Annotated in this window: 11 protein-coding genes; 6 read left to right on the top strand and 5 right to left on the bottom strand. The window is 72.4% G+C overall.

The genetic code is table 11. The features are described from left to right. Nucleotides 1–3: 3 nt before the first annotated feature. Genes M0M48_RS15060 through M0M48_RS15050 form a run of 3 tightly spaced genes read right to left on the bottom strand, consistent with a single transcriptional unit; the run spans nucleotide 4 to nucleotide 2,254 of the window. Complete coding sequence (locus M0M48_RS15060) at nucleotides 4–1,242, bottom strand: molybdopterin molybdotransferase MoeA (RefSeq protein ID WP_257751768.1); 1,239 nt, start codon at nucleotides 1,240–1,242, stop codon at nucleotides 4–6. Nucleotides 1,243–1,280: 38 nt separating this feature from the next. After that, a complete protein-coding gene (locus M0M48_RS15055; RefSeq protein ID WP_257751767.1) occupies nucleotides 1,281–1,784 on the bottom strand; it encodes a hypothetical protein in 504 nt (167 codons plus the stop codon). A gap of 14 nt (nucleotides 1,785–1,798) precedes the next feature. Further along, the gene (locus M0M48_RS15050) at nucleotides 1,799–2,254 is read right to left on the bottom strand and encodes a hypothetical protein (RefSeq protein WP_257751766.1); all 456 of its coding nucleotides are present in this window, start codon (nucleotides 2,252–2,254) and stop codon (nucleotides 1,799–1,801) included. A 209-nt stretch (nucleotides 2,255–2,463) separates the two neighbouring features. Between M0M48_RS15050 and glgP the strand changes: the two genes are divergently transcribed. Further along, nucleotides 2,464–5,055 carry an alpha-glucan family phosphorylase gene (gene glgP / locus M0M48_RS15045; protein WP_257751765.1) on the top strand — a complete coding sequence of 864 codons (2,592 nt, stop codon included), beginning with the start codon at nucleotides 2,464–2,466 and terminating at the stop codon, nucleotides 5,053–5,055. A gap of 32 nt (nucleotides 5,056–5,087) precedes the next feature. On the opposite strand, the gene glgX is transcribed toward glgP, so the two are convergent. Beyond that, nucleotides 5,088–7,208, bottom strand: coding sequence for a glycogen debranching protein GlgX (gene glgX / locus M0M48_RS15040; RefSeq protein ID WP_215816921.1), 2,121 nt, complete (start codon nucleotides 7,206–7,208; stop codon nucleotides 5,088–5,090). Between the two features lie 102 nt (nucleotides 7,209–7,310). Between glgX and M0M48_RS15035 the strand changes: the two genes are divergently transcribed. The 4 genes from M0M48_RS15035 (at nucleotide 7,311) to M0M48_RS15020 (ending at nucleotide 10,474) form a co-directional block, all read left to right on the top strand. Continuing rightward, complete coding sequence (locus tag M0M48_RS15035) at nucleotides 7,311–8,096, top strand: enoyl-CoA hydratase/isomerase family protein (RefSeq protein WP_215816920.1); 786 nt, start codon at nucleotides 7,311–7,313, stop codon at nucleotides 8,094–8,096. A 5-nt stretch (nucleotides 8,097–8,101) separates the two neighbouring features. Further along, nucleotides 8,102–8,518, top strand: coding sequence for a hypothetical protein (locus tag M0M48_RS15030; RefSeq protein ID WP_257751764.1), 417 nt, complete (start codon nucleotides 8,102–8,104; stop codon nucleotides 8,516–8,518). Between the two features lie 180 nt (nucleotides 8,519–8,698). Continuing rightward, nucleotides 8,699–9,499, top strand: a complete 801-nt coding sequence (locus tag M0M48_RS15025; protein ID WP_215816919.1) for an electron transfer flavoprotein subunit beta/FixA family protein — start codon at nucleotides 8,699–8,701, stop codon at nucleotides 9,497–9,499. A 12-nt stretch (nucleotides 9,500–9,511) separates the two neighbouring features. Further along, nucleotides 9,512–10,474, top strand: coding sequence for an electron transfer flavoprotein subunit alpha/FixB family protein (locus tag M0M48_RS15020; protein WP_215816918.1), 963 nt, complete (start codon nucleotides 9,512–9,514; stop codon nucleotides 10,472–10,474). A gap of 81 nt (nucleotides 10,475–10,555) precedes the next feature. Here M0M48_RS15020 and M0M48_RS15015 read toward each other — a convergent pair whose 3' ends face one another. Further along, nucleotides 10,556–12,025, bottom strand: coding sequence for a lysyl oxidase family protein (locus M0M48_RS15015; protein ID WP_257751763.1), 1,470 nt, complete (start codon nucleotides 12,023–12,025; stop codon nucleotides 10,556–10,558). Between the two features lie 131 nt (nucleotides 12,026–12,156). On the opposite strand from M0M48_RS15015, the gene M0M48_RS15010 reads away from it, so the two are divergent. After that, a complete protein-coding gene (locus tag M0M48_RS15010; protein ID WP_257751762.1) occupies nucleotides 12,157–13,452 on the top strand; it encodes a phospholipase D-like domain-containing protein in 1,296 nt (431 codons plus the stop codon). Nucleotides 13,453–13,476: the final 24 nt, after the last annotated feature.

Genomic DNA, 13,476 nt, shown 5'->3' with positions numbered 1-13,476 from the left:
AACCTACCCAGACAGCAGATCCCACGCATCGACGGTGTCCCCGGCGGCGAGCGGGGCGCCTCCTGCGGGCAGGTCGAGGAGCGCGTCCGCACCGGCGAACCAGCCCAGGAAACCGGAGCCCGGCGGACCCCAGGGGGTGACGCTGCCGGTGGCACGGTCGAGCCGCGCGCGGCGGATCTGGCGCTTGGCGGGCAGTCCCTCGACGGGCTCGGTCAGCCGGGCCCGCACGACCGGGCGGTCGGGGACCGGGTGCCCGAACGCGCGCCGCAGGCCGGGGCGCACGAACACCTCCCACGAAGTGAGCGCGCTGACCGGGTTGCCGGGCAGGCAGACGACCGGAACACCGCTGACCAGACCGGAGCCCTGGGGCATCCCGGGCTGCATCGCGACCTTGGTGAACTCCACGCCGCGCGGCCCGAGGCCCTCCTTGACGACCTCGTAGGCGCCCGCGCTCACCCCGCCGGAGGTCAGCACCAGGTCGACGTCCCCGGCCGCGAGCTGCTCGTCGAGCAGCGCCAGGAACGCCGGGACGTCGTCGGCGACCCACAGCTGGCGCACCGCCACGCCGCCGGCCTCCTCGACCGCGGCCGCGAGCAGCGCGCCGTTGGCGTCGCGGATCTGGCCCGAGCCCGGCACCGGGTCCTCGGCCAGCTCGGACCCGGTCGAGCACACCAGCACCCGGGGCCGGCGCCGTACGACGACCTCGCGGATGCCGAGCGCCGTCAGCACCCCGAGCTGGGCCGGCCCGAGCAGCGTGCCCGCCGCGAGCACCTCCTGGCCCACGGCCAGGTCGGAGCCCTGCGGCCGCACGAACGTCCCCGCCGCCCGCGCCTCCCGGATCTCGACGTCCTCGGTGCCGCCGTCGGTCACCTCGACCTCGACCACCGCGTCGGCGCCCCGGGGGACCGGCGCCCCGGTCATGATCCGCCGGGCCGTGCCCGGCGCCAGCTCACCCGTGGGCGCCCCGGCCGGGATGTCCTCGCCCACCGGCAGCCGGACCGGCTGCTCGGGGCTCGCGGACGCGACCTCGCCCGCGCGGACGGCGTACCCGTCCATGGCGGAGTTGTCGAAGCTCGGCAGCGGCTCCGGCGCCACGACCGCCGCGGCGAGGACCCGGTGGCGGGCGTCCGCGACCGGGATCGCCTCGGTGGGCCACCCGTCGGCGGAGCCGTGCGGGGCGGCGAGGCGGGCGGCGACGTGCTGCTGGTGCTCGGCGACCGAGCGGAGGGGGGACGCACTCACCCGCTCAGCCTAGGGGGCCGATCCGTGTGCGGCAGGTGTCAATCGGCCGGCGGCCGGTCGATCGTCTCACCGACGACGTCCGTGAAGGTGTCGACGACGGTGAGGCCCTCGACGTCATAGACGTCGATGGACGCCGGTCCCTCCGTCGCGAGCCGCCTGGTGTGGGCGACCGCCTCCTCGGGCGTGGTGACGACGCTCGTGTCGTCGAGGTCCTTGGCGTAGGAGAATCCGGCCACGTTGTGGTCGCCCACGACGGCCACCAGGTCTGGTCCCTTCTCGCCGTCGGCGACGGCTGCGTCAGAGCCGTAGGTGAGGCCACGCGAGTTGACCGGGAAGTCGCGAAGCGCGATCTCACCGCGGTAGCCCGTGGCTGTCTCGGGTGACTTGACCTGCGCGGATGAGGGGCTTTCGGCGGTGGCCCGCTCCGGTGTGCGGTCGCGCGTCGCGCTCCATGCGGCGCCGGCGCCGGCGCTGACCGCCATGGCGCCGACGAAGCCGATCAGGGCCGGGCGCGCCGCGTGCAGGGTGCGTCGTGTGACCATGGCAGTGGGTCCTTTCAGTAGAGGTAGTTGGCGGTGCGCTTGCTCGCCACTCGCTGGTAGCCGTTGCCGTTCCATGTCTCACTGAACCCCTTCGAGTGGACCAAGCCCCCGCACTGCGTACTTCGGATGACGACCGAGTGATAGCTGGTCGCGGTGGTGTTGTAGCGGGTCGCGGTGCGCTCGCAGAGAGTGCCGTTGGACCAGTAGGCGCGTGCCCGCGCCCCTATGCGGCCCACGGGAGCATCCGCGTGAGACGTTCGGACGAGCAGCGTCTGGATGTCCCACGACGATGAGTTGCTGATGCCCGAGCTGTTCTCGTAGGACACGCCGTTCGAGGTGAACGCGGTTGTCCGGCTCCAGTCGACGGCAGCGAACGCTGCGCTCGATCCGAGCACCGACCCCAGGACGACCCCGAGGAGGAGGCCGGGCGCGCGCCGGGCCGCGCCGAAGTGGAATCGTCGAGCAGCCATGGCCGAGACGTTAGGTCGGCAGGTGACGTGTGTCGCGCATCCGTGGCGAACTATGCGCAGATCGTCGAAGAACAACGACGGGCGAGGCAGCCCCCATGACTCCGCCCCGCCCGTCTATGTCTGCACAACGGCCCCGCCCACCGTCGCGTTACGCACGCATTCTCGGCGTCCTCTTGGAACGTTCAAGTCCGATTGGCTACGGTCGGTCCATGCGTGCGATCCGGAGGTTCACGGTCCGCCCCGTCCTGCCCGACGCGCTCGCCTCCCTGGGCGAGCTCGCGGCCAACCTGCGCTGGTCCTGGCACCCGCCGACCCAGGCGCTGTTCGAGGCGGTCGACGCGGAGCTGTGGCAGGCGGTCGGGCACGACCCGGTCCGGCTGCTGGGTGAGGTGGGCGGCGAGCGGTGGGCCGAGCTGGCCGCCGACGAGTCCTACGTACGACGGGCGGCCGAGCTGCGCGACGACCTCACGGCGTACCTCACCCACGACCGCTGGTACCAGCGCGCCCGGGCCGCGGAGCCGGACGCGACGTGGCCGGCCGCGGTCGCCTACTTCTCGCCGGAGTTCGGCATCACCGCGGTGCTGCCGCAGTACTCCGGCGGCCTCGGCATCCTGGCCGGCGACCACCTCAAGGCCGCGAGCGACCTCGGCGTGCCGATCGTGGGGGTGGGGCTGCTCTACCGGCACGGCTACTTCAAGCAGGCGCTGTCGCACGAGGGCTGGCAGCAGGAGAGCTACCCGGTGCTCGATCCCGACGGGCTGCCGCTGTCGCTGCTGCACGAGCACGACGGCACGCGCGCGACGATCTCGATCCGGATGCCCGACGGCCCGGACCTGCTCGCCCGGATCTGGGTGGCGTCGGTCGGCCGGGTGCCGCTGCTGCTGCTCGACACCGACTTCGAGGAGAACCCGGAGCCCTACCGGCTCATCACCGACCGGCTCTACGGCGGCAACACCGAGCACCGGCTGCGCCAGGAGCTGCTCCTGGGCGTGGGCGGCGTCCGGGCGCTGCGGGTGCACGCGCGGATCACCGGGGCGCCCGAGCCCGAGGTGTTCCACACCAACGAGGGCCATGCCGGCTTCCTCGGCGTGGAGCGGATCCGCGAGCTCACGGCCGACAGCGACGTCGACTTCGCGACCGCGCTCGAGGCGGGTCGCGCCTCGACGGTCTTCACCACGCACACGCCGGTGCCGGCGGGCATCGACCGGTTCCCGCGGACCCTCGTCGAGCAGTACCTCGGCGAGCACGGCGCCACGCCCGGCGTCCCCGTCGACCAGGTGCTGGCGCTCGGTGCCGAGGACTACGAGGGCGGTGAGCCCGGCGTGTTCAACATGGCGGTGATGGGCTTCCGGCTCGCTCAGCGCGCCAACGGCGTCTCCCAGCTCCACGGGCACGTCAGCCGCGGGATGTTCAACGGCCTGTGGCCCGCGTTCGACGAGGCCGAGGTGCCGATCAGCTCGATCACCAACGGCGTGCACGCCCCCACCTGGGTGGCGCCCGAGGTGGCGGCGCTCGCCGAGGCCCAGGGCGGCGACCCTCACGGGGACGACGACGCGGCGTTCTGGGCGGCGTTCGCCAAGGTCCCCGGCCCCGACGTGTGGCGGACCAAGCGCGCCCTGCGCGAGCGGCTCGTCGACGACGCCCGCCGCCGGCTGCGCAGGTCCTGGGAGAAGCGTGGCGCCGCGCCCGCCGAGCTCGGCTGGATCGACGAGGCGCTCGACCCCGACGTGCTGACGATCGGCTTCGCGCGCCGGGTGCCGTCGTACAAGCGGCTGACGCTGATGCTCCGCGACCCCGCCCGGCTCAAGGCGCTGCTGCTCCACCCCGAGCGTCCGGTCCAGCTCGTCGTCGCCGGCAAGGCCCACCCCGCCGACGACGGCGGCAAGCGACTCATCCAGGAGCTCGTCCGGTTCGCCGACGCCGAGGACGTGCGCCACCGGATCGTCTTCCTGCCCAACTACGACATCGCCCTCGCCCAGCCGCTCTACCCCGGCTGCGACGTGTGGCTCAACAACCCGCTGCGCCCCTACGAGGCGTGCGGCACGTCGGGGATGAAGGCCGCGCTCAACGGCGGTCTCAACCTCTCGATCCTCGACGGCTGGTGGGACGAGTGGTACGAGCCGGAGTTCGGCTGGCCCATCCCGTCGGCCGACAGCCCGCTCCTCGCCGGCGACCCCGACAAGCGCGACGACCTCGAGGCCGCGGCGCTCTACGACCTGATCGAGACCGAGGTCGCCCCGCGCTTCTACGACCTCGACCACGAGGGCGTGCCCGGCCGCTGGATCGAGATGCTGCGCCACACCTGGGCCTCGCTCGGCCCCAAGGTGCTGGCCACCCGGATGGTCCGCGACTACGTCGCCCAGCTCTACGCCCCGGCCGCGCGCAACGCCCGCGCCCTGGCCGCCGTACCGGGTGGGGCTCGGGACCTGGCCCACTGGAAGGCCCGGGTCCGCGGCTCGTGGGGTGGCGTCCGCGTCGAGCACGTCGAGGCCGCGGGTGTCGGCGACGCCGCCGAGGTCGGCGCGGTCCTGCGCGTGCACTCCTACGTCGCGCTCGGCGACCTGGCGCCGTCCGACGTCGAGGTCCAGCTCGTGCACGGCCAGGTCGACGGCGAGGACGACATCGTCGCCTCCGAGATCGTGCCCCTGCGCCTCGTCGAGTCGTACGACGGCGGCCGGCACCGCTTCGACGGCGAGGTCGCGCTCTCCCGCCCGGGTCCGTTCGGCTACACCGTGCGGGTGCTCCCGGCCCACCCGCTGCTGGTGGCACCGGCCGAGCTGGGGGTCGTCGCCCTCGCCTGAGGCGTGAGCCCGGGGCCCCGGGTCCAGGACGGTCAGTCCGGGGTCTCGGTCTCCTGCATCACCACGACGCTCCGCGCCCCGAGCACCACCGTCCCGCCGACCTCCAGCAGCGTCTCGGCAGGCAGCCCGGGGTCGGTCGACAGCACGACCGCGCCCGAGCGCACCCAGTCGTTCTCGGGCAGGTGCACCTCGACGTCCTCGGCGCCCGCGTGGAACCAGATCAGGAACGACGAGTCGAGCTGCTGCTCGCCGCGTGGACCGGGCTCGCGCAGCGGCTTGCCGGACACGAACATCCCGATGGTGCGCAGCGCGGGGTCGTACCAGTCGTCGTCGGTCATCTCGCGTCCCGACGGGTGCAGCCAGGCGAGGTCCTTGGGGCCGCCGACGATGGCGGGCCGGCCCTCGAACCAGTGCCGCTGGCGCAGGGCGTGGTGCTCGCGGCGCAGGCGCAGGGCGGCGCGCGTCACGGCGTACACGTCGAGCCAGGCGTCGTCGGCGCGCCAGTCCATCCAGGAGATCTCGTTGTCCTGGCAGTAGGCGTTGTTGTTGCCGCGCTGGGTGCGCCCGCGCTCGTCCCCGGCGGTGAGCATCGGTACGCCGTTGGACAGGCACAGCGTCGCCATCAGGTTGGCGGCCTGGCGCCGGCGCAGCGCGACGATGTCGGGATCGCCGGTCTCGCCCTCGGTGCCGTGGTTCCAGGAGCGGTTGTTGTCGGTGCCGTCGCGGTTGTCCTCGCCGTTGGCCTCGTTGTGCTTCTGGTCGTACGACACGAGGTCGCGCACGGTGAAGCCGTCGTGGGCGGTGACGAAGTTGACCGAGTTGTACGCCGAGCGCCCGTCGTCCGCGTAGAGGTCCGAGGAGCCCGCGAGCCGCGTCGCGACCGCGTGCGTGCCGTCGGAGCGGCCGCGCCAGAAGTCGCGGATGGTGTCGCGGTACTGGTCGTTCCACTCCACCCAGGGCGGCGGCATGTCGCCGACGAGGTAGCCGTCCATCGACACGTCCCAGGGCTCGGCGATGAGCTTGACGTGGCGCAGCACCGGGTCCTGGCCGATCGCGATGAGCAGCTTGCAGGCCATGTCGACGGGCACGGCGTCCGTGCCGGCCGTGCGGGTCAGCGCCGACATCAGGTCGAAGCGGAAGCCGTCGACGTGCATCTCGGTCACCCAGTAGCGCAGCGAGTCGAGGATCAGCCGCAGCGCGAGCGGGTCCTCGGAGTTGACCGTGTTGCCGCACCCGGTGACGTCCCAGTAGGTGTCGTCGAAGCCCTCGGCAGTGGGCACCCGCCGGTAGAAGCCGCGGTCGTCCAGCCCCCGGAACGAGTACGTCGGCCCCTCCGGCCCCGCCTCGGCCGTGTGGTTGTAGACCACGTCGAGGATCACCTCGAGCCCGGCGGCGTGCAGCGAGCGGACCATCTCCTTGAACTCCGCGACCTGGCCGCCCCGGTCGCCCGCCGACGAGTACGACGCGTCGGGCGCGAAGTAGCTGATCGGGTTGTAGCCCCAGTAGTTCACGGTCCCGCGCTCGACCAGCGCCGGCTCGGAGAAGAACTGCTGCACCGGCAGCAGCTCGACCGCGGTGACCCCGAGGTCGCGCAGGTACTCGGTCACGACGGGGTGCCCGAGGCCGGCGTACGTGCCGCGCAGCTCCTCGGGGATCCGGTCGTGCAGCCGGGTGAAGCCCTTGACGTGCAGCTCGTAGATCACCGAGTCGCGCCAGCGGCGCCGCATCGGGGCGTCCTCGCCCCAGTCGAAGGCGGGGTCCACTACGACGCTCCACGCGTCGCCCGCGGTCCCGGAGACCGCCCGGGCGTAGGGGTCGAGCAGGAGCGTGTCCGGGTCGAAGCGCAGGCCCTCGGCGGGATCGGCCGGTCCGTCCACGCGGAAGCCGTAGCGGGTGCCGGGCGCGATGTCGGGCACGGCGCCGTGCCAGATGCCGAGGGACTGCTCGGTCAGCGGCAGCCGGCGCTCGGCGGTGGCGGCCGCGCCGGACTCGTCCGGCTCGTCGTCGGCCAGGCACAGCCAGACCGCGGTGGCACGGGGGGAGTAGACCGCGAAGTTGGTCGACTCGGCCGTCCAGGTGGCCCCCAGCGGCCAGTTGCGCCCGGGCCAGACAGGGGCGCGCTCGCCGAGGGAGCGCCACAGAACGGGGGACACCTGGTCCATTCTGCCCAACGGCCGTCTGGGTACGGCACAATGCGCAGCGGGGGCACCACTCGTGCTCCCGCATGCCGCCACGGCCCTGACGAGAGGGATCAGATGACCAGCGAGTTCGTCCGCCTGGAAGTCGCCGACGGCGTCGGCACCATCCGGCTCGACCGACCCAAGGCCATGAACGCCATCAGCATCCAGGTGCAGGACGAGCTCCGGGTGGCGGCGGCCGAGGCCACCGAGCGGGCCGACGTACGGGCCGTGGTCGTGTGGGGTGGCGAGCGGGTGTTCGCCGCCGGCAACGACGTCAAGGAGATGTCGACGATGTCCTACACGGACATGGTCGACCGGGTCGGCGCCCTGCAGGACGCGGTCAACTCCGTGGCCCGGATCCCCAAGCCCGTGGTCGCCGCGGTCAACGGCTACGCCCTCGGCGGCGGCTGCGAGCTCGCGCTGGCCGCCGACGTCCGCTTCGCCGCCGACAACGCGGTGCTCGGCCAGCCCGAGGTGCTCCTCGGCATCACCCCCGGCGCCGGCGGCACCCAGCGGCTCCCGCGCCTGATCGGCCCGAGCAAGGCCAAGGACCTCCTCTTCACCGGCCGGTTCGTCAAGGCCGACGAGGCGCTCGCGATCGGCCTGGTCGACCGCGTCGTCCCGGCCGCCGACGTCTACGCCGAGGCGCTCGCCTGGGCCACGACGTTCGCGACCGCCGCCCCCTACGCCCTGCGGGCGATCAAGGAGACCGTCGACCGCGGTCTCGAGGTCGACCTGGAGACCGGGCTCTCGATCGAGCGGCAGGCGTTCTCGGGCGTCTTCGCGACCGAGGACCGCGCCACCGGGATGGCGTCCTTCATCGAGAACGGCCCGGGCAAGGCCACCTTCGGAGGACGGTGATCCCCATGGCGGAGAGCAAGGACGAGCGGGACGAGAAGGTGACCCCGACCCCGACCCCGACCCCGACCGCGGCCACGCCGGCCGCCCCGGCGACGCCGGCCGCCCCGACCCGGTCGCTGGCGGTGGCCCGGGTGCGCGACATCGTCGCCCGCGGCGTCTGGATCGTCTGCATGGTGCTGGCCCTGGTCCTGGCGATCGCGGCGTTCACCTATGCGCTCGAGGCCAACAGCGACAACGGCCTGGTCAAGCTCGCGCGCGACCTGGCCGACGTCTTCGACCTCGGGTTCTTCGACCTCGACAACCCGGTCAAGGCGTTCGACGACCCCAACGGTGCGGTCAAGACCGCCCTGTTCAACTACGGCCTGGGCGCCGTCGTCTACCTGGTCCTCGGCCGGATCCTCGAGCGGATCATCCGGCCGTGACGCACGCCATGTCCTGCCGGGCGTGGGTTGTGAGGTAGTCCACTGAGACGCGGTTCCCGTCGTTGGTGACCGGACGGTAGCCTGCGAGACGCTGTCCTTCTCAGGACCACAGCTGTTCCCTGCCCCGGGCTACGCGGCAGGGCTCACGATGCACAGGAAGGGGCCGGTCCGGCCACAACCATGACTCTCTCCAACATTGTCGTCCTTGTGAAGTACGTCCCCGACGCGACGGCCGACCGGAAGTTCGAGGCGGACAACACCGTCGACCGGGTCGGCGTCGACGGTCTCCTCTCCGAGCTCGACGAGTACGCCGTCGAGCAGGCTCTCCAGATCAAGGAGAAGCGCGCCGACGAGGAGATCACCGTCACCGCCCTCACCGTCGGCCCGGCCGAGGCCGAGGCCGCCGTCCGCAAGGCGCTGCAGATGGGCGCCGACAAGGCGGTCCACGTCCAGGACGACGCGATCGCCGGCTCCGACGCCGTCGCGACCTCGCTGGTGCTCGCCAAGGCGATCGAGAAGATCGGCGTCCCGGAGCTCGTCATCGGTGGCCTCGCGTCGACCGACGGCGGCCTCAGCGTCGTCCCGGCGATGCTCGCCGAGCGGCTCGGCCTCCCGCAGGTCACCCTCGCCGCGGTCGTCGAGACCCAGGGCGACCAGGTCCGCATCAAGCGTGACGGTGACACCGCGACCGAGGTCATCGGCGGCACGCTGCCGCTGGTCCTGTCCGTGACCGACCAGTCGGGCGAGGCCCGCTATCCGTCGTTCAAGGGCATCATGGCCGCGAAGAAGAAGCCGCTCGAGGCGCTCACCCTCGCCGACATCGGCGTGGACGCCTCCGAGGTCGGCCTCGACGCCGCGTGGACGGCCGTCGACACCGTGACCGCCCGCCCGCCGCGGACTGCCGGCGAGATCGTCAAGGACGAGGACGGGTCCGGCGCCACGGCGCTGGTCGAGTTCCTCGCCTCGAAGAAGTTCATCTGAGGAGCCTGATCCATGTCTGAAGTTCTCGTTCTGGTCGACCACGTCGATGGCGCGGTCCGCAAGCCCACCTACGAGCTCCTGGCGATCGCCCAGCGCATCGGCGAGCCCTCGGCCGTCTTCATCGGCGGTGCCGACCAGGCCGCCGCCGTCGCCGAGAGCGTCGCGACCTACGGCGCTGCCAAGGTCTACGTCGTCGACGACGCCGAGATCAAGGGCTACCTCGTGGCCCCCAAGGCCGAGGTGCTCCAGCAGCTCACCGAGAAGACCTCGCCCGCCGCGATCCTGATCCCGTCCTCCGCCGAGGGCAAGGAGATCGCCGGTCGCCTCGCGATCAAGCTCTCCTCGGGCCTGATCACCGACGCCGTCGACGTCCAGGTCGAGGGTGGCGAGATCGTCACCACCCAGTCCGTCTTCGCCGGCAACTTCACCGTCGCCTCGCGCGTGGTCAAGGGCACCCCGATCATCGCGGTCAAGCCCAACGCCGCCGCGCCCGTCGAGGGCAAGGCCGCCGGCGCGGTCGAGCAGTTCGCCGCGACGATCTCCGACGGTGCCAAGACCGCCCAGATCGTGGCCGCCCAGCCGCGTCAGGCCACCGGTCGTCCCGAGCTCACCGAGGCCGCGATCGTGGTCTCCGGTGGCCGTGGCACCGGCGGTGACTTCACCGCGGTCGAGGCGCTCGCCGACAGCCTCGGTGCCGCCGTCGGCGCCTCGCGTGCCGCCGTCGACTCCGGCTGGAAGCCGCACACCTTCCAGGTCGGCCAGACCGGCAAGACGGTCTCGCCGCAGCTCTACGTCGCCAACGGCATCTCCGGTGCGATCCAGCACCGCGCCGGCATGCAGACCTCCAAGACCATCGTGGCCGTCAACAAGGACGAGGAGGCGCCGATCTTCGAGCTCGTCGACTTCGGTGTCGTGGGTGACCTCCACGCCGTCCTCCCGGCCGTGACCGCGGAGATCGAGAAGCGCAAGGGCTGAGCCCACCGGTACGACGTACTGAACGGCGAACGCCGCGGCGACCACCTGGTCGCCGCGGCGTTCGTCATCTCGGGGGAGCGCTCACTCCTCGTCGTAGCCGTAGCCCGAGTCGTCGATGATCCCGACCGGGAAGACCGTGAGCTTGCGGTGCTTCGGCTTGCCGCTGAGCTTGATCTTGCGCAGCGCGACGTTGTTGGTCGTGTCGGACTCGACCAGGTTGCGGTCGGGGTTGCCCTCGACGGAGATGTAGTAGATGCCGTTGGGCAGGTTGTCGATCCGGAACGCCTGGCCCGCGCGGAACTGCGAGTAGGTGTCACCCGACCCCGACGCCAGCACCTCGCGCAGCGAGACCGTGCTCCGGTCACCGCACGCGGTGTGCAGGTCGGTGCCCTCGGGCTTCCAGTCGGCGCCGGGGACCGTGAAATCGACGGCGTCGGTGTTGGCCAGGCAGAAGGACTCCTTGCGCGAGCGCACCGCCTCGCTCAGGTCGGCCTTGAGCAGCGTGTAGCGGGCGAAGTCCTGGAAGTGCCAGTGGTTGTGGCTCGGCGCCTTGTGCCAGATCATCGTGCCGACCTGGCGGTAGCCGGTCTGGTTGCCGTCGGAGTCGATGAAGTACTGGTAGGCGTCCATGATGTCCGAGCGCCCGCGGCGGAAGCCGTCGACCACCATCGGGCCGTCCCCGGCGTTCCACACGGTCGCCGAGAACCGCAGCCGCTTGCTGTTGGGGGAGAGCGTCATGCCGAAGGCCGGCAGCGACCGCAGGTCCGGTACGGCGTCCGTGGGCGCGCCGGAGCGGGCGCTGCTCGGCCGGGTGGCCGAGGGACGCTCGGCGGCGCTGTGCCCGCCGCGGTGGCCCGGCTCCTCGCCCTCGCCCTGGGTCTTGCGGACCACGAGCCTGTAGGTGCGCGTCGCGTCGGCCGGGGCGATGCCGATGGCCCGGGTGTAGGCGGCGTTGATGTCGGCGGTGATCGTGTACTTGCCCGGCTTGAGCTTGAAGCTGGTGTTCCAGGTCTCGATGCCCGAGACCCACCCGGCCTGGATGCCCTGGACCGCCCCGATGGTGAACGGGTTGGCCGGGCAGCTCTCCGGATAGGGGGAGCGCAGCGGCGCGTCCGGGTTGGTGCGCTGGGTGTTGTAGGAGTTGAGGCACGTGTCGACGTACCGGGTGCGGGCGACCGAGCCGTCCGCGCGGCGGATCGTGAGCCGCACGAAGCGGCTCAGGGCGTCCCACCTGGTCTGGGCCGGCAGCGCGACCGGGCCGGACGGCGACTGCCACACGGTGCGGATCGGGCTGTTCCAGTCGGCGCGGGTCGAGCGCACCTCGAAGGCGTGGTCGGTGGCGGCGGCGAGGTTGATGCCGAGGTCCCCGTAGACCCGGCCGCCCTCGCTGTAGGCGACGACCTTGGCCGGGCCGCGCAGCGCGACGGGCGAGCCCGTCGGTGCCGCCTTGGCGGCGGTCGGCGTGGTCGCCGTGGTGGCCGTGGCGGAGCCGGGCAGGGTGAGCCCGGCGACCGTCAGCGCCGCGACGGCGGCTCCGAGACGCAGCTTCACGTTTCCTCCTGGTGGGGATGGGGGTGGGGATGGGGGGGTGGGGGGATCCCCTGCCTACATCGACGCGCACCGTCGCCCTTTGGTTGCGCTCGCGATTGAGTGATTTAAGTCCATCGATATACATTGCTTCGGTGCTCGGGACCCAAGGACGCAGACTGCTGGTCGCGATCGTGGCCGGCGGCCTCCTCGCGACGTCTGGTACGGCGCCCGCCCCGGCGGCCCGCGAGCAGCCCTCGCCGGGCCCTTCCGGACCGGCCGCGGCCCGGTCCGCCTGGCTGCCCGCGACGGGGCCGGTCTTCAACGACCCCACCGGGCGCCCGGCCCAGCGCCGCCAGGTGGTCAAGCGGGTGCACCAGGCGATCCGGCACACCCCGGCGGGCGCGACGATCCGGGTGGCGACGTACAACGTGGACCGCTCGGACACCGCCGACCTGCTGCTCCAGGCCCGCGCCCGTGGGGTCGCGGTCCAGATCGTCGTCAACGACAACCTGGTCAACCCGGTGATCAAGCGGCTCCAGCGCCGCCTGGGCCGCAACCCGTCGCGCAGCAGCTTCCTGGTGATCTGCAAGGCCGCGTGCCGCAACGGCTCGCGCACCGGCAACCTGCACATGAAGGTCTACGCCTTCACCCAGTCCGGCGCCGCGCGCTCGGTGGTGATCAACAGCTCGAGCAACCTGGGCCGCGCCGCCGCCAACGGGCAGTGGAACGACGCCATCACTGTCTACGGCGACGACGCCCTGTTCTCGGCCTGGGTCTCGGTCTTCGACCAGCTCAAGCGCGACCGGGCGGTCGCGCCGCGCTACGTCACCTACCAGTCGGACACGCTCCGGGCCGACTTCCAGCGGCCGGCGTCCGCGCCCGGCCGGGTCCTCGTCGCCCGCTCCGGCGACCCGCAGCTGCGCCGGCTGCGCCAGGTCGGCTGCCGGGCGCCGGCGGGCTACGGCGCGGGCGGGCGGAGCGTCGTCCGGGTCAACATGTACGCCTGGTACGGCGCCCGCGGCGAGCGCCTGGCCCGCGAGCTCGCCTCGATGCGCCGCGAGGGCTGCCAGATCTCGGTGATCGGCGCGGTCATCAGCGCGCCCGTGGTGAGCATCCTGCGCAAGGTCGGCATCCCGGTCCGCGCCGCCGACTGGGACTGGGGGGAGAAGCCCGCGACCAGCGGCGAGGAGATCGTCTTCGGCTCGCGCTGCTACTCCCACCTCAAGTACGTCACCGTCGACGGCCTCTTCCGCGGCCGCGGCACCCGCGTGGTGTGGACCGGCTCGGAGAACTGGTCCGCGCCCGGGCTCAGCAGCGACGAGGTCACCTTCGAGGTCCACGACGCCGCCGCCGTCCGCGCGTACGACGCCCAGTGGTGGCGGATGTGGCGCAGCCCGCGGGCCACGCACCGCACCGGGAGCAAGCCGACGTCCCGGCCCTGCGCCTAGGGCGTGACTCGAGAGCCACGCCCC

The organism is Pimelobacter simplex, assembly GCF_024662235.1.
In the GTDB taxonomy this organism is placed as follows: Bacteria; Actinomycetota; Actinomycetes; order Propionibacteriales; family Nocardioidaceae; genus Nocardioides.
The sequence above is the reverse complement of the archived record's forward strand: the minus strand, read 5'-3'. Positions and strand labels throughout refer to the sequence as shown.

What these genes read in the sequence shown, in the direction of transcription:
- M0M48_RS15035 (WP_215816920.1), top strand. Translation starts at nt 7,311, where the DNA reads ATGACCAGCGAGTTCGTCCGCCTGGAAGTCGCCGACGGCGTCGGCACC.
- M0M48_RS15030 (WP_257751764.1), top strand. Translation starts at nt 8,102, where the DNA reads ATGGCGGAGAGCAAGGACGAGCGGGACGAGAAGGTGACCCCGACCCCG.
- M0M48_RS15025 (WP_215816919.1), top strand. Translation starts at nt 8,699, where the DNA reads ATGACTCTCTCCAACATTGTCGTCCTTGTGAAGTACGTCCCCGACGCG.
- glgP (WP_257751765.1), top strand. Translation starts at nt 2,464, where the DNA reads ATGCGTGCGATCCGGAGGTTCACGGTCCGCCCCGTCCTGCCCGACGCG.
- M0M48_RS15050 (WP_257751766.1), bottom strand. Translation starts at nt 2,254, where the DNA reads ATGGCTGCTCGACGATTCCACTTCGGCGCGGCCCGGCGCGCGCCCGGC.
- M0M48_RS15020 (WP_215816918.1), top strand. Translation starts at nt 9,512, where the DNA reads ATGTCTGAAGTTCTCGTTCTGGTCGACCACGTCGATGGCGCGGTCCGC.
- M0M48_RS15055 (WP_257751767.1), bottom strand. Translation starts at nt 1,784, where the DNA reads ATGGTCACACGACGCACCCTGCACGCGGCGCGCCCGGCCCTGATCGGC.